The 14,821-nt window shown below is 73.4% G+C and carries 15 protein-coding genes; 8 read left to right on the top strand and 7 right to left on the bottom strand.

The window, feature by feature from the left end; translation table 11 throughout:
• Nucleotides 1–28 precede the first annotated feature (28 nt).
• Nucleotides 29–619 (bottom strand): helix-turn-helix domain-containing protein, encoded by a 591-nt coding sequence (locus ACLF5H_RS07335; protein ID WP_421675245.1) that lies wholly within the window; start codon nt 617–619, stop codon nt 29–31.
• 28 nt (nt 620–647) lie between these two features.
• Between ACLF5H_RS07335 and ACLF5H_RS07330 the strand changes: the two genes are divergently transcribed.
• Together ACLF5H_RS07330 and ACLF5H_RS07325 are read left to right on the top strand one after the other, a co-directional pair.
• The gene (locus tag ACLF5H_RS07330; RefSeq protein ID WP_421675244.1) at nt 648–1,163 is read left to right on the top strand and encodes a GNAT family N-acetyltransferase; all 516 of its coding nucleotides are present in this window, start codon (nt 648–650) and stop codon (nt 1,161–1,163) included.
• A 111-nt stretch (nt 1,164–1,274) separates the two neighbouring features.
• Nucleotides 1,275–2,678: a chloride channel protein gene (locus tag ACLF5H_RS07325; protein WP_421675243.1), complete on the top strand. Its 1,404-nt coding sequence runs from the start codon at nt 1,275–1,277 to the stop codon at nt 2,676–2,678.
• Between the two features lie 44 nt (nt 2,679–2,722).
• Here ACLF5H_RS07325 and ACLF5H_RS07320 read toward each other — a convergent pair whose 3' ends face one another.
• Nucleotides 2,723–3,277 (bottom strand): YciI family protein, encoded by a 555-nt coding sequence (locus tag ACLF5H_RS07320; RefSeq protein ID WP_421675242.1) that lies wholly within the window; start codon nt 3,275–3,277, stop codon nt 2,723–2,725.
• A 191-nt stretch (nt 3,278–3,468) separates the two neighbouring features.
• Here ACLF5H_RS07320 and ACLF5H_RS07315 point away from each other — a divergent pair, with 191 nt between their 5' ends.
• From ACLF5H_RS07315 to ACLF5H_RS07305, 3 genes are all read left to right on the top strand, one after another.
• Nucleotides 3,469–4,440, top strand: a complete 972-nt coding sequence (locus ACLF5H_RS07315) for an alpha/beta hydrolase (RefSeq protein ID WP_421675241.1) — start codon at nt 3,469–3,471, stop codon at nt 4,438–4,440.
• A 45-nt stretch (nt 4,441–4,485) separates the two neighbouring features.
• Entirely contained in the window at nt 4,486–5,088 is a 603-nt protein-coding gene (locus ACLF5H_RS07310) for a YdeI/OmpD-associated family protein (RefSeq protein ID WP_421675240.1), read from the top strand.
• Between the two features lie 112 nt (nt 5,089–5,200).
• Complete coding sequence (locus tag ACLF5H_RS07305; RefSeq protein WP_421675239.1) at nt 5,201–5,668, top strand: GreA/GreB family elongation factor; 468 nt, start codon at nt 5,201–5,203, stop codon at nt 5,666–5,668.
• Nucleotides 5,669–5,693: 25 nt separating this feature from the next.
• Here the strand turns inward: ACLF5H_RS07305 and ACLF5H_RS07300 are convergent, their stop codons facing one another.
• A complete protein-coding gene (locus tag ACLF5H_RS07300; protein ID WP_421675238.1) occupies nt 5,694–8,210 on the bottom strand; it encodes an ATP-dependent Clp protease ATP-binding subunit in 2,517 nt (838 codons plus the stop codon).
• Nucleotides 8,211–8,233: 23 nt separating this feature from the next.
• Entirely contained in the window at nt 8,234–9,202 is a 969-nt protein-coding gene (locus tag ACLF5H_RS07295) for a Dyp-type peroxidase (protein WP_421675237.1), read from the bottom strand.
• Nucleotides 9,203–9,246: 44 nt separating this feature from the next.
• Here ACLF5H_RS07295 and ACLF5H_RS07290 point away from each other — a divergent pair, with 44 nt between their 5' ends.
• Nucleotides 9,247–9,537 carry a hypothetical protein gene (locus tag ACLF5H_RS07290; protein WP_421675236.1) on the top strand — a complete coding sequence of 97 codons (291 nt, stop codon included), beginning with the start codon at nt 9,247–9,249 and terminating at the stop codon, nt 9,535–9,537.
• 6 nt (nt 9,538–9,543) lie between these two features.
• On the opposite strand, the gene ACLF5H_RS07285 is transcribed toward ACLF5H_RS07290, so the two are convergent.
• The 3 genes from ACLF5H_RS07285 to ACLF5H_RS07275 all read right to left on the bottom strand — a co-directional run bounded on the left by ACLF5H_RS07285 (nt 9,544) and on the right by ACLF5H_RS07275 (nt 12,482).
• A complete protein-coding gene (locus tag ACLF5H_RS07285; RefSeq protein ID WP_421675235.1) occupies nt 9,544–9,882 on the bottom strand; it encodes an NUDIX domain-containing protein in 339 nt (112 codons plus the stop codon).
• Between the two features lie 73 nt (nt 9,883–9,955).
• On the bottom strand, nt 9,956–10,855 hold the full coding sequence (locus tag ACLF5H_RS07280; protein ID WP_421675234.1) for a diacylglycerol/lipid kinase family protein: 900 nt from the start codon (nt 10,853–10,855) through the stop codon (nt 9,956–9,958).
• A gap of 34 nt (nt 10,856–10,889) precedes the next feature.
• Entirely contained in the window at nt 10,890–12,482 is a 1,593-nt protein-coding gene (locus tag ACLF5H_RS07275; RefSeq protein ID WP_421675233.1) for an FAD-binding oxidoreductase, read from the bottom strand.
• Nucleotides 12,483–12,638: 156 nt separating this feature from the next.
• Here ACLF5H_RS07275 and ACLF5H_RS07270 point away from each other — a divergent pair, with 156 nt between their 5' ends.
• Both ACLF5H_RS07270 and ACLF5H_RS07265 read left to right on the top strand, forming a co-directional pair.
• Entirely contained in the window at nt 12,639–13,247 is a 609-nt protein-coding gene (locus ACLF5H_RS07270; RefSeq protein WP_421675232.1) for a TetR/AcrR family transcriptional regulator, read from the top strand.
• The gene (locus ACLF5H_RS07265) at nt 13,244–14,809 is read left to right on the top strand and encodes a glycerol-3-phosphate dehydrogenase/oxidase (RefSeq protein WP_421675231.1); all 1,566 of its coding nucleotides are present in this window, start codon (nt 13,244–13,246) and stop codon (nt 14,807–14,809) included. Before ACLF5H_RS07270 ends, ACLF5H_RS07265 begins: the two co-directional genes overlap by 4 nt.
• The last annotated feature ends 12 nt before the right edge of the window (nt 14,810–14,821 follow it).

The following is a 14,821-nucleotide window of genomic DNA, read 5'->3' as shown; positions in this document are numbered from 1 at the left end:
CGGCCCCGCACGGGCTGACCGGCGCCGGTCAGGGCCGGGTGCCCCGGGTCAGGATGACGGCGTAGCGGCACTCGGCGCCGGTGGTGTTGGCGAAGACGCGTGGGGCGGGGTCGCCGAGTTCGAGGGTGTCACCCGGGCCGAGCTCATGGATCTCCGCGCCGTCCTGGAAGGTCAGCCGGCCGTCGAGGACCCAGACGACCTGGTGTACGAAGGCGAAGGCCGCGGCCGGGTACGGCACCCGGGCCCCGGCGGGCAGCCGGATCTCGGCGACCTCCACGGGGAAGTGCGCGCCGGTGATCTGGCGGCGCCGGTAGCCGGTGGCGGGGTCCTGCCATTCGGACGCCTCGGTACGACGGCGCACGCCCGCCTCCTCGGCGGCCCCCGGCGCGGTGCCCTCCGCGAGGGCGAGCAGCGAGGCGACGCTCAGCTGGAAGGCGGCGGACAGCTTGCCGAGCACGACGGCGGTGGGGCTGCTCTCGCCGCGCTCGATCCGGTTGATCATGGCGCGGGAGACCCCGGACGCCTCCGCCAGCCGGGCCAGGGTCCAGCCGCGCTTCTCCCGCTCCGCACGGATCCGGGCCGCGATCCGGCCCACCAGGGGATCTACTATGTTGGACATGCTTCCAATATATGAGAAAGATCGTGCGGTGACCGTCCGCCCGGCGTGCGCCGGTGATGCGGAGGCGGTGCGTGCGATCCGCAACCACGCGATCGAGCACTCGACGGCCCTGTGGACGGAGGTCCCGCAGTCACCCGCCGAGGGCGCGGCCTGGCTGGCGCGGCATCTGGAGCGCGGTTCGGCGTTCGTGGCCGAGGCGGGCGGCGAGGTGGCGGGGTTCGCCGTGTTCGCGCCGTGGCGTGACCTGGAGGGCTACCGGCACACGGTGGAGGACTCGGTCTACGTCCGCGAGGGCCGGCACGGGCTCGGCATCGGCTCCACCCTGCTGACCACGCTCATCACGGCGGCGCGCGCGGCGGGCCATCACCTCATGATCGCCGGGATCGAATCCGGCAACGGCGCCTCGGTCAGGCTCCATGAGCGCTTCGGGTTCGAGCACGCCGGGACGGTCCGGGAGGCCGGGATCAAGTTCGGCCGCCGACTCGATCTGACGCTCATGCGGCTGGCCCTCGACGAAGCCGCCGCGCCCGGGTCCTTGGGCTGATCAGGCGCCCGCCGAGATGCGAGGCGGGGCGGCCGGTCGTTAACTGAAGCCCGCCCGGTGCGTTGCCGAACGCCGTCCGAGGGCGCCGTGGGCGGTGGAGGTGGAGCGGGCGTGAGCGGCACGGTCGGGCAGCCCTCCGCGGCCGACGACGGGCGGTCGCATGCGGGCGACGGCGGACGGTCCCCCGGGACCGAGGGCGGACGGTCCCCCGGGACCGACGACCCGGCGCGGACCCTGCTGAGCCGTGGCTATCTCCGGCTGCTGGCGCTCTCCCTCGGCCTCGGCGTGCCCATCGCGCTCGCCAGCTTCTTCTTCGTCAGCCTCCAGCACTGGCTCCAGCACCAGGTGTGGCAGGAGCTGCCGCACGCGCTCGGGCTCGGGCACGCCCCCTGGTGGTGGCCGCTGCCCGCGCTGACGCTGGCCGGACTGATCCTGGCCCCGATCATCACCCGGCTGCCCGGTGCCGGGGGGCATGTCCCGGTGCACGGTCTGGGCGGGGATCCCATCGGCCCCCGCGCCCTGCCGGGCGTGGTGCTGGCCGCCGTCCTCACCCTTCCGCTGGGCGTGACCCTCGGCCCCGAGGCGCCCCTGATGGCCGTCGGCTCCGCCCTGGCCCTGCTCGGGGTGCGCGCGCTGCGCCGTCACCCGGCGGACGCCGCCTCGGCGACGGTCGTGGCCACCGCGGGCTCCACGGCTGCCATCTCCACCATCCTGGGCGGTCCCGTGGTGGCCGCCATCATGGTCATGGAGGCCGCCGGTCTCGCCGGGCCCCGGCTCGCCATGCTGTTGCTGCCCTGCCTGGCCGCGAGTGGGGCGGGCGCGCTGGTGTTCACCGGGTTCGGCCACTGGACCGGCCTGTCGATCGGCGCCCTCGCGCTGCCGAAGGTGCCGCCGGACACCGTCCCGGACGCGGGCGACTTCCTGTGGGGGCTGCCCGCGGCCGCGCTGATCGCCGTCATCGTCTCGGTGGCCCACGGGCTCGGCGAGCGCACCCACCGCTGGACCTCCGCCCGCGCCACGGCGACGCGCACCGTGGTGTGCGCCGTGGCCGCCGGGGTCTGTCTGACGGTGTACGCCCTGCTGACCGGCCGCTCGCCCGAGGAGGCGGCCCTGTCGGGGCAGACGACGCTCGGACAGCTGGCCGAGAACCCGCACGGGTGGTCCGTGCTCGCGCTGCTGGCGCTGGTCCTGTGCAAGGCGCTCGCCTGGGGCATCAGCCTGGGCGCGCTGCGCGGCGGCCCGATCTTCCCGGCCGTGCTGCTCGGGGTGGCGACCGGGCTGGCCTGCGCGGGCCTGCCGGGGCTCGGGACCGCCCCCGCGTTCGCGCTGGGCATCTCGGCGGCGGCGACCGTCGTCACCGGGCAGCCGCTCACCAGCTGCGTCCTGGCCGTCCTGCTGCTCGGCCGCGACGCGTACAACCAGATGCCGCTGATCGTCCTCGCCGCGGTGACCGCCCTCCTCGTCGGCCGGCTGCGGTCGAGCCGCCGCCCGAAGCCCGCCCCGGCCGACGCCTAGGGCACATCACTCAAGGACACATCACTGCGAGACTCAAGGACACCTCACTGCGAGCGGCCGCCGAACTGCCAGGCGTGGACCTCGATCCCGGCGTACCGGTCCTCGGTCAGCAGGGCGCGGGCGGCGGCGGGGCCGGGGGCCCGGAGCAGGGCCGCGGTGCCGAGCCAGGCGGTGGCGTCGTCGGAGAGCAGGGGGCCGTAGGCGATCAGATCGTCGCCGCGCCCGGCCGGGACCGTGAGGTCGGCGGCCTCGCCCGCGCCGAGGCCGAGCACCAGGAAGCGGTCGCCGTCGGTGGGGCCGCCGGGAAATTCCCACATGGTGCGCCCGAGCAGATCGCGCCAGCGCCGCAGCAGCACGTCCCGGTAGACGCCCGCCTGATAGCCGGGCTCGTCGAAGGCGAACGCACGGGCCGTCGCGGCGTCCGGCAGGTCCAGGATGTGCACGCTGCCGGTGGGCGTCTCGCCGTCCCCCACGAGCGTCGGCCCGCGGGCGATCATCTCCTCGGCGAACCGGTCCATGTAGGCCCAGTGCTCCTGGAGCAACTCCATGCGGAGCGCCAGGGAGTCGGGACGGTCGCGGTGGTGGCAGAGGAATTCCATGCGCGCACTCTCCCGCGCCCCGCGCCACCGGATCACACCCTTTTTCCCGCGCCGGGTGTCCCCGGTGCCCGGGCGGCGCGGGACACCCCCCGGTTGCTCCGCGTGCGCCACCCGGAGAAACCGTGCAGGGTGGGAGACGTCGGCCGTCCGCCCGCCGGTCCGGCGGCCCGGAGATGTTTCGAGGAGAACCGATGTCCGATGCCACAGCGCCCCCGCAGCCGGTACTGGAGCCCGCGGCGGCCGAGTTCGCGGCGGCGACCGCGAAGCCGCCGTTCCTGTTCGACCTGCCGCCCGCGGAGGGCCGCAAGGCGGTCGACGAGGTGCAGTCCGGGGACATCGGGAAACCGGCGGTCGACGAGGAGTGGATCACCGTCTCGGGCGGGCCCACGGGCAGCGTCCGGGCGCGGATCGTGCGGCCCCCGGGAGCCTCGGGCAGCCTGCCGGTCATCCTCTATCTGCACGGCGCGGGCTGGGTGTTCGGCAACGCCCACACCCATGACCGGCTGGTGCGCGAACTCGCCGTCGGGGCGCGGGCCGCGGTGGTCTTCCCCGAGTACGACCTCTCCCCCGAGGCCCGCTACCCCGTCGCCATCGAGCAGAACTACACGGTCGCCCAGTGGGTGGTGGAGCAGGGCGCGACCAAGGACCTGGACGGCTCCCGGGTGGCGGTGGCCGGGGACTCGGTCGGCGGCAACATGAGCGCCGCCCTCACCCTGATGGCCAAGGAGCGCGGCGGTCCCGAGCTGGTCCAGCAGGTGCTGTTCTACCCGGTCACCGACGCGAACTTCGACACGCCGTCGTACCACCAGTTCGCCACCGGCTACTTCCTGCGCCGCGACGGCATGCAGTGGTTCTGGGACCAGTACACGACCGACGCGACCGACCGCGCCCAGATCACCGCCTCGCCGCTGCGCGCCACCACCGAGCAGCTCAGCGGTCTGCCGCCGGCGCTGGTCATCACCGGCGAGGCGGATGTGCTGCGCGACGAGGGCGAGGCGTACGCGACCAAGCTGCGCGCGGCCGGCGTCCCGGTGACCGCCGTACGGTTCCAGGGCATCATCCACGACTTCGTCATGCTCAACGCCCTGCGCGACACCCACGCGGCCCGTACGGCCATCGAGCTGGCGACCCGCACCCTGCACCGGGCACTGCACCCGAACTGACGCCGTCCCCTTCCCGGTTGACCGGCCGCGGGCCGACGGGATTTCATGAGGACCATGTCTGGCGGCTCATCCCACGCGACCGATCCGGTGCTCTTCTTCGCCACCCCGAAGGAGTGGGAGAAGTGGCTGGAGGACCACCACGCGGATGCCACGGGGATCTGGCTGAAGCTCGCCCGCAAGAGCGTCGCGGGGCCCGACGGCGTCGACTACCGGAGCGCCCTGGAATCGGCGCTCTGCTTCGGCTGGATCGACGGCCAGAAGCGGAAGCTGGACGAACAGCACTGGCTCCAGCGCTTCACCCCGCGGCGGCCCACCAGCAGGTGGTCCCAGGTCAACCGGGAGAAGGCGACACGGCTCATCGAGGAGGGCCGGATGCGGCCCGCCGGGCTGCGCGAGGTGGAGCGGGCCCGCGCGGACGGCCGCTGGGCTGCGGCGTACGCCGGTCCGCGCGCGGCCACCGTGCCCGACGACCTCCGGGCGGCCCTGGACGCCGTACCGGAGGCAGCCGCGTTCTTCACCACCCTGGACAGCCGCAACCGCTACTCCGTCCTGCACCGGATCGAGGAGGCGAAGAAGCCCGGGACCAGGGCGGCGCGCATCGCGAAGTTCGTCGCCATGCTCGCCGAGGGGAAAAAGCTCCATCCCTAGCGAGCCGGGGCACGGTCCCCCGCCGGTCCACCGCTTACGATGCGGAAGCGAATCCCTTTGTCACGCTTCGCCCCCTTCTCTTCCGTCTCGTTCCCCGTCGACTGGAGCAGCGATGACCGATGGCCCCGAACCGATCAGTGCCGAGGCGCGCAGTGCGCTGGAGCAGGAGCTGGCGGATCTGCGGGAGGAACGGCGGATGGTCGCCGGGACGCTGAAGGGCACTCCCGACGTGGGCGACCAGGCCGATCAGGCGGACGAGTTGCAGCGGGTGGACCAGCTCGACCGGCTGGAGCGGCGGATCGCGGACATCGGCGAGCGGCTGCGCGAGGCGGACCAGGCGGGGCCCGCGCGCACCGATGTGGTCGGGGTGGGCAGCACGGTCACCGTGCGGTTCGCGAACGGCTCGGTGGAGACGCTGTCCATCGGCGAGGGGGCCGAGGCCCTGGACCAGAACCTGGTCACCGAGGACAGCCCGCTCGGCCGGGCGCTGCTCGGGCGCCGGGCCGGGGACAGCGTGCGGTACGACACCCCGGACGGGCCCGCGAGCGCGGTGGTGGAGTCGATCGGCGGAGCGTCGTAGCCGTAGAAGACACCTGGAGGGCGCGTCAGCTCTCGGGCTTGCCGACCTCGGGCTCGCTGACCTCGGGCTTGCTGACCGAGCAGTGCAGCGTGTCCTTCACCACGTCGGCGACGATCGTGTCCCCGGGCTCGGCCTCGCCGCTGAGCAGCAGCGTGGCGACGCGGTTGTCCAGCTCCGTCTGGATGGTGCGGCGCAGCGGGCGGGCGCCGAACTCCGGCTGATGGCCATGGGCGATGAGGAGTTTCTTCGCCGCCTGTGTGACCTCCAGCTCCATGCCCTGGGCGTGCACCCGGTGCTTACTCCGGTCCAGCAGATGGTCCACGATCCGCGACAGATCGTCCTCGGTGAGCCCGTGGAAGATGATGATGTCGTCGATGCGGTTGAGGAACTCCGGCAGGAAGCGGCCCCGCAGGTCGTCCATCAACTCGTCCTTCAGATCGGACACATCGCCCTTGTGGTCGAGGATGCGGTGCGCGCCGATGTTGGACGTCATGATGATGACGCAGTGCCGGAAGTCGACGGTACGGCCCTGGGAGTCGGTGAGGCGGCCGTCGTCCAGGATCTGGAGCAGGGTGTTGAAGACGTCGGGGTGCGCCTTCTCCACCTCGTCGAACAGCACGACGCTGTACGGCTGCCTGCGCACCTTCTCGGTGAGCTGGCCCGCCTCCTCGTAGCCGACGTATCCGGGCGGGGCGCCGACGAGCCGGGCGACGGTGTGCTTCTCCTGGAACTCGCTCATGTCGAAGCGGACCATGCGGTCCTCCTCGCCGAACAGCAACTCGGCGAGCGTCTTGGCCAGTTCGGTCTTGCCGACACCGGTCGGGCCGAGGAACAGGAAGGAACCGACGGGCCGGTCGGGGTCGCCCATGCCGGCCCGATTGCGCCGTACCGCCTGGGAGACCGCGGTGACGGCCTCGTCCTGGCCGACGATGCGGGCGTGCATCTCCTCCTCCAGCTTGAGGAGTTTCTCCTTCTCACCGGCGGTGAGCTGGGAGACGGGGATGCCGGTGCGCCGGGAGACGATGTCGGCGATGTCGGAGGCGGTGACGGAGACGACGCCCGCGCGGCGCTCCTCGATGCCGGCGAGTTCGGCCTCCAGCTCGGCGAGCTGCCGCTTCAGGTCGGAGGCCCGCTCGAAGTCCTCGGCGGAGACGGCCTGTTCGAGCTCGCGGCGCAGCTTGGCGATCCGGTCCTCGCGGCTGACGACCTCGGTGGAGCGGCTGGCGCTGCGCAGCCGTACCCGGGCGCCCGCCTGGTCCATGACGTCGATGGCCTTGTCGGGCAGGAAGCGGTCGGTGATGTACCGGTCGGACATCTCCGCGGCGGCGGCCAACGCGCCGTCGTCGAAGCGGACCTGGTGGTGCGCCTCGTAGGCGTCCCGCAGCCCTTCGAGGATCTGCACCGTCTCCTCGACGGTCGGCTCGGGGACCATCACCGGCTGGAACCGGCGCTCCAGGGCGGCGTCCTTCTCGACGTACTTGCGGTACTCGTCGATGGTGGTGGCGCCGACCACGTGCAACTCACCGCGCGCGAGGGCGGGTTTGAGCATGTTCCCCGCGTCCATGGCGCCCTCGCCGGTGGCACCGGCGCCGACGACCGTGTGCAGCTCGTCGATGAAGAGGATGACGCTGCCGCTCGCGGCCTGGACGTCCTCGATGACCTTCTTCAGCCGCTCCTCGAACTGGCCCCGGTACTGGGCGCCCGCCACCATGCCCGACAGGTCGAGCGCGACGACCCGCTTGTCCTTCAGGGTGTCGGGGACCTCACCGGCCACGATGCGCTGGGCGAGGCCCTCCACGATGGCGGTCTTGCCGACGCCGGGTTCGCCGATCAGCACCGGGTTGTTCTTCGAGCGCCGGGACAGGATCTCCACGGTCTGCTCGATCTCCTCGGCGCGCCCCACCACCGGGTCCAGCTTGCCGGCCTTGGCCTCGTCGGTCAGGTCGCGGCCGTACTCATCCAGGGTGGTGGCCGGCTGCTTACGCTCGGCCGGCGCGTTCTCGGAGCGGGCGGCCTGTTCGGCGAGGCCCGAGAGCTTCTGGGTGTCCATGCCCTCGGCCCGCAGCAGCCGGGCGGCACCGGTGTCGCTGTCGCCGAGCAGCGCGGCGAGGATGTGCTCGGGGCCGATGTAGGACACCCCGGCCGCCTGGGACTGGGCGTAGGCGGCGCCGAGGGTGCGCTTGGCGGCGGGGGTGAGCCCGGGTTGCGCGGAGGGCTGGCCGGACTCGTGCGGCAGGACCTTGGCGATCTCACCCGCGAGGACGTCGGGGTCCACGTCCACCTGGAGCAGCAGCCTGCGCGAGGGCTCGACCTTGGTGGCCGCCCACAGCAGATGGTCGGTGTCCAGGTCGGAGGTGCCGTCCTCGACGGCCCGCCGCGCGGCCAGGTTGAGAAGTTCCTGCGACGACTCCGTCAGCAGCCGCCCGATCGGCACCCGCTGCACGGCGGGCGGCGAGGACGCCGGCGACATTCCGAAGAAACGATTCAGCAGTTCGCTGAACGGGTCCTGGGAACCGAAGGGGGCGCCGAACGACATCGACATGAGAACTCCTGGTGCGCAAGGGGTCAGTTCTCACTGAACCCCGGCGCCGAGTGGCCCGCAAGCGGAGGCCGGGCGGGGGGATCGTCGAGGAAGGCGATGGTCGGCACATGGAAGAGACAGCCCGTGACCGGCACGGAGAAGTCGAGGATCCGGTCGTGCGTGGCGGGGTCCCGGCCGAGGAACATATTGCGCAGCATGGACTCCGTGACCTCGGGTGTGCGGGCGTAGCCGATGAAGTAGGTGCCGAACTCGCCCTGCGCGATGTTCCCGAAGGGCATGTTCTCGCGCACGATCTTGCGTTCTCTGCCGTGCTCGTCGGTGACGGTGTTGAGGGCCACGTGGGAGTCGGCGGGTTTCACGTCGTCGGGGAGTTCGATGTTGGCGAGCCGGGTGCGCCCGATGGTCTTCTCCTGCTCCTCGACGGACAGGGCGTTCCAGCCCCGCATGTTGTGCAGGTACTTCTGCACGATCACATAGCTGCCGCCGCGGAAGTCGGGGTCCTCGTCGCCGATGAACACCGCGTCGTCCGCGATCTCGCCCTCGGGGTTCTCGCTGCCGTCCACGAAGCCGAGCAGATCGCGCTCGTCGAAGAACTTGAAGCCGTGCACCTCGTCCACCACTGTGGCGGCGCCCGCCAGCCGCTCGGCGAACAGGCGGGCCAGTTCGAAGCAGAGGTCCATGCGGCGGCACCGGACATGGAAGAGGATGTCACCGGGGGTGCCCGGGGCCTGGTGGCGGGGGCCGTCCAGGTTCTTGAACGGGTGCAGGTCGCGCGGGCGCGGCCCGCTGAACAGCCGGCTCCAGGCGGCGGAGCCGATGCCGACGACACAGCTCAGTTCCTCGGGCGGGGCGCGGAAGGCGACCGAACGGCGCAGGGCGGACACGTCCTGCAACAGGTCCCGGACGGTGTCCTCACCGCCCTGGTCGATGGTGACGACGAGGAACACGGCGGCCCTGGCGGGCGGGACGACGACGGGCTGCGACTCGGGCACGGGGACCTGCCTCCTCGTACGGGACGGAGCCGGACCGTTCCAGCATGGCCCGGCCCCGCGGGCTCGGCAGGTCGGAGAGCCGCGCGACGCCTTGGCGTGGGCAGACCGCAGCGCCGTTCACCGGTCCGGACGAGATCACCGTGGGGACCGCTGTACGGGTGCGGCGGCTGCGCGCGACGCACGTCGGCGGCCGGGCCGAGGTGACGGCCCGGGCGAGTGCATGGCCGCTCACCCTCGCGGTGCGGGTCGTCGGCGCGGGCGGGCCGCCGGGTGCGGAGGGCGTGATCGACCGTGCGGTCGTGGTCCGGCGGCGGGTCCTCGAAGGGGGCCCCTGATCCGGGTCACACGGGGGTGTGCCCCGCCAGATAGTCGCGCACGGCCTCGGGCAGTGCGATGTCCGCGGTCTCGTCGTTCGGCGTCCAGCGGATGTCCTCGGGGGCGAGCCGGGCGCCGTCCGAGGGGTCCTCGCTGAGGAGTTGGCACAGCACGGCCGGGCCGCCGTCCAGCGCCGCGGAGCCGTCGGCCAGATAGCCGGTGAGTTCGTAGACGACACGTGCGGCGGTGGCCTCCGCCGTCTCGGCCGGTTGCCCGGTGCCCGACGGCAGCCCCCAGCCGTCCGCCGCCCGGACCAGCAGCAGCCGGCCGTCGTACACGACGACGGCCTGTACGGCGTTCTCCATGTGCTTCCTCCCCCTTGTCCGCCGCTCCCCCGCTCGGGGCTCGCCTACCCAGGCGGGCCGCCCCGCACACGGGTCAGGCGCTGTCCGCGGGCCGGTACAGCACCGGCAGGTCCCCGGGCCGCACCCGGACGGTCACCGGCAGGGTGGCCTCCACCTCGCCGTCGGCGCCGTAGGGGACCGGGCCGGTGGACTCGATGCGCAGCTCCTTGGCGCGCAGGACGCGTACCTCGGGGCGGCGTATGTGGGTTCCGGTCTTCAGTTCGTTCATCAGGGTGAAGAAGAGCCGGCGCGGGGCCTCCTTGATCATCACGATGTGCAGCAGGCCGTCGTCGACCCGGGCACCGGGGGCGATCTGCCGGCCGGAGCCGTAATAAGGGGAGTTGGCGGCGACGACCGTGTAGCCGCGGTGGGTGTGCTCCTCGCCGTCGACCGTGACGCGGTAGTCGGCGGGCCGCCAGGTGGTCACCGCGCGCAGGCCGCCCGCGTAGTAGGCGGCGGCGCCGCGCAGCAGCCGGGTCTGATTGGCGTGCCGGTTGGCCAGCGCGTCGACCCCGGCGTACACACTGCCGAGGACCACGGTGCGCCGGTGCACGGCGGAGTCCACCTCGATGGTGTCGACGGGCCGGGGCTCAGCGTGCAGCAGGACCTCGGCGAGCGCGGCCGGGTCGGCCGGCAGATCGAGGGCGCGGGCGAAGTCGTTGCCGCGTCCGGCCGGGACGATGCCGAACACGGTTCCGGTGCCGCTCAGGGCGCCCCCGATGCCGCCGGTGATGCCGTCGCCGCCGACGGCGAGCACGATCCGGCCCCGCTCGCCGGCCTTTCGGGCGATGTCCTGGGCATGGGCCAGGCTGTGGCTGTACTCGGTCTCCAGACCGGCCCCGGCCTCCCTGAGCAGGCGGGCCACCTGGAGCAGCGTGGCCGCCGCGGTGGAGCCGCCCGCGGTCGGGTTGACGACGGCGGTGAACTGGCGCATCGGGAGTGCCTCCGGGGCAGGCGGTGGGGTGGGGTCAGTCGGTGGGCAGCAGGACGCCGGGGTTGAGCAGCCCGTCGGGGTCCAGGCGGCGCTTGACGGCGCGCAGTGCCTCGACGGCCAGCTCTCCGGTCTCCCTGACATACCAGTCGCGGTGGTCGGTGCCCACCCCGTGGTGGTGCGAGATGGTGCCGCCGGCGGCGCCGATCGCCTCGTTGGCCGCGTGCTTGGCGGGCGTCCAGTGCGCCACCGGGTCCTCGCCCTGGGCGCTGACGACGGTGAAGTACAGCGAGGCGCCGTTCTCGTACACATGGGAGATGTGGCACATCACCAGCGGTGGGGTGCCCGCCTCGGTGAGGGTGTCGGTGAGCGCGGTGCGCACGGCCGCGTACAGCTCGGGGATGCGGGACCAGAAGGCGGCGGTCTCCAGGGTCTCGGCGAAGGCGCCGACGTCGAGGAGGGCGTCGCGCAGGTACGGCGCGGAGAAGCGGCCGTGCGCCCAGCGCTCGCCGGACTCGGTGCCGAGCGGGGTGCCGCCGCAGGCGGCGAGGACGGCGGCGGCCCGCTCGCGCCGGTACGCGGTCTCCTCGGGCGTGCCCTCGTAGCCGGTGATGGCGAGGCAGCCGGCGTCGCTCTGCCCGAGGCCGGCGCCGATCTTGTCGGGCGAGGCGAGGCCGATGAGGGTCTCGGTCTCGTCGGACAGCCGCAGCACGGTCGGGCGCGGTCCGTCCTGGGCGAGTTTGCGCAGCGCGGCGGCGCCCGCCTCGAAGGAGTCGAAGCGCCAGCCCTCGTAGACCTTCGTCTCGGGCAGCGGGCGCACCCGCACGGTGACGGAGGTGATGACGCCGAAGGCGCCCTCGGAGCCGAGGATCAGCTGGCGCAGGTCGGGGCCCGCGGCGGAGCGGGGGGCGCGGCCGGTCTCGACGGTGCCCTCGGGGGTGGCGAGGGTGAGGCCGAGGACCATCTCGTCGAAGCGGCCGTACCCGGCGGACGCCTGGCCGCTGGAGCGGGCCGCGGCGAAGCCGCCGATGCTGGCCCACTCGAAGGACTGCGGGAAGTGGCCGAGGGTGAAGCCCTGTTCGGCGAGGAGCGCCTCGGCCGCGGGGGCGCGCAGGCCGGGCTGGAGGACGGCGGTGCGCGAGACGGGGTCGAGGTCGAGCAGGGCGTCCATTCGGCGCAGGTCGAGGGCGACGAACGCGTCGCGCTCGGGGGCGAGTCCGCCGACGACGGAGGTGCCGCCGCCGAACGGGACGGCGGCCAGGGCGTGGTCCGCGCAGGCGCGCAGTACGGCGAGGACCTCGTCGTGGGTGGCGGGCAGGACCACGGCCTGCGGGACGTCGCTGACATCGCCGGTGCGGATGCGCAGCAGGTCGGGGGTGGACTTGCCGCGGATGTGCCGGGCACGGCTCTCGGCGTCGGTGCGCACATGCTCGGCGCCGCCGACGGCCTCGGCGAGCGCCGCGAGGGCGGCGGGGCCGGCCGTGGGGGCGGGCAGGTCGAGGTCGTCCAGGGCGAGCGCGGGGGTGCTGCGCGGCTTGACGCCGAGCAGGTCGCGCAGCAGCCCGGTCACCGAGTCGGGCAGCGGTGCCGCCTTGGCCGGGTCGCCCCAGCCGTTCCACAGCATGTCCATTGAACGGTCGTCCTCACAGGTCGGTGGCTCGGTCCGGGCGGTGTCGGGTGGCGCCGTGCGGCCGGCCGTACGACTGGCCGTGCGACTGGCCGTACGGCTCCCGCACGGCGACGGTCCGCTGGTTGCCGTCCGGCCCGGGGCGTTACACTGTTACACATGACGCCTATTCGTCACAACGGTGCGGAAGACACGGAGAGCGATCCGATCCTCGACGCGGTGCGCGACTGCGTGCTGGCCGTCGGGGTCCGCCGCACGACCCTGGCCGACGTGGCCCGCCGCGCCGGAGTCTCCCGGATGACCCTGTACCGGCGCTGGCCGGATCTGCGGACGCTGGTGGGCGATCTGATGACCCGTGAGTGGATCGACGTGGCCACCCGGGCGATCCCCGCACCCGCGCCAGGACTCGACACGCGCACCAGGATGGTGGAGGGGCTGGTGGCGGGCGTCGAGGCGTTCCGGGCGCACCCGCTGTTCCACAAGATCGTCGACGTCGATCCGGAGCTGCTGCTCCCCTATGTGCTCGACCGGCGCGGGGCGAGCCAGCTGGCACTGCTCGCGCTGCTGACCGAGAGCCTGCGCGAGGGCCACGAGGACGGCTCCGTGCGTCGCGCGCACACCGAACGGCAGGCGCGTGCCCTGCTGCTGACGGTGCAGTCCTTCACCCTGTCCCTGCGCACCATGACCGACAAGGACGATCCGGAGCTGGACTCCGCCGCCTTCCTCGGCGAGCTGCGCACCCTCCTGGAGAGGATCCTCAGGCCATGAGCCACACCCAGGCGATACCCGGCTCGTCCCTCAGCGCGGCCCGGCGTACCCGGGAACTGTCCGACGCGACGCAGGGGCGGGTGGCCGATGTGCTGGTCGTCGGGCTCGGCGCCACCGGGGCCGGGGTCGCCCTGGACGCGGCGGCCCGCGGTCTGGACGTCGTCGCGGTGGACGCCCACGACCTGGCCTTCGGCACCTCGCGCTGGAGCTCCAAGCTGATCCACGGCGGGCTGCGCTATCTGGCGTCCGCGCAGTTCGAGGTGGCGCACGAGAGCGCGGTGGAGCGGGGGGTGCTGATGACCCGTACCGCCCCGCATCTGGTCTCCGCGCAGCCGTTCGTGCTGCCGCTGACGCCGATGGTGTCGACGGCTCAGGCGTCCATCGCCTGGGCCGGGTTGCGGGCCGGTGACATGCTGCGGCTGGCCGCGCGCACCCCGCGCCAGGTGCTGCCCGCGCCGCGCCGGCTGTCGGCGACCGAGGCACGGCACCTGGCACCTGCGGTGCGCGGGGCCGGGCTGCGCGGTGGGCTGCTGTCCTGGGACGGGCGGGTCACCGACGACGCCCGGCTGGTGACCGCGCTGGCCCGTACGGCGGCGGCGCGCGGGGCGCGGGTGCTGACCCGGGTCCGGGTGCTGGAGCTGACCGGTGGCGGCGCCCGGGTCCGTGACGAACTCACCGGTGAGGAGGGCGAGATCAGGGCCCGCGTGGTGATCAACGCCGCCGGGGTGTGGGCGGGCGGCCTGGTCGACGGGATCCGGATCCGGCCCTCACGCGGCACGCATCTGGTGCTGCGCTCGGAGCGGCTCGGGGAGCTGCCGGCCGGTCTGCACATCCCGATCCCGGGCGAGACCAACCGCTTTGTACTGGTGCTGCCCCAGGGGGACGGCCGGGTGTATGTCGGTCTCACCGACGAGCCCGTCGAAGGGGGCATCCCCGATGTGCCGGAGGTGCCCGAGACGGACATCGGCTTCCTGCTGGACGTGCTCGGCTCCGCGCTGGACGTGCCGGTGGCCCGGGACGAGGTCGTCGGCGCGTTCGCCGGGCTGCGGCCCCTGCTGGACATGTCGGGCGGCGACGCGGGGACCCGCACCTCCGACATCTCGCGCCGGCACGCGGTGCTGACCTCGCCGGACGGGGTGACCACGGTGGTCGGCGGCAAGCTCACCACGTACCGCCGGATGGCCCAGGACGCGGTGGACGCGGCCGCCGCGGCCAAGGGGCTCACCGTGCCCCCCTCCCCCACCGCGGATCTGCCGCTGGTCGGCGCCGCCGCGCCCGAGCGGCTGCGGGCCCTGCCGGTGCCCGGCCGTCTGGTCCGCCGCTACGGCACGGAGGCCCTCGCGGTCCACGCCCTCACCGCCGAGGATCCCTCCCTGGCCGCGCCCGTGCTGCCCGGCCATCCGGTCACCCGCGCCGAACTCGTGTGGGCGGCCCGGCACGAGGGCGCCCTGGACGAGTCCGACCTCCTGGACCGCCGCACCCGCATCGGCCTCGTCCCCGAGGACCGGCAGGCGGCGCTGGCGGTGGCACGGGAGGCGGTGGCGGAGGGGGCATTGGGCTGAGGGGGAGGTGGC

It is taken from the genome of Streptomyces sp. LaBMicrA B280, assembly GCF_049222185.1.
GTDB lineage: Bacteria > Actinomycetota > Actinomycetes > Streptomycetales > Streptomycetaceae > Streptomyces > Streptomyces murinus.
Note: the sequence above shows the minus strand (reverse complement) of the source record. Positions and strands in the feature narration are given on the sequence as shown.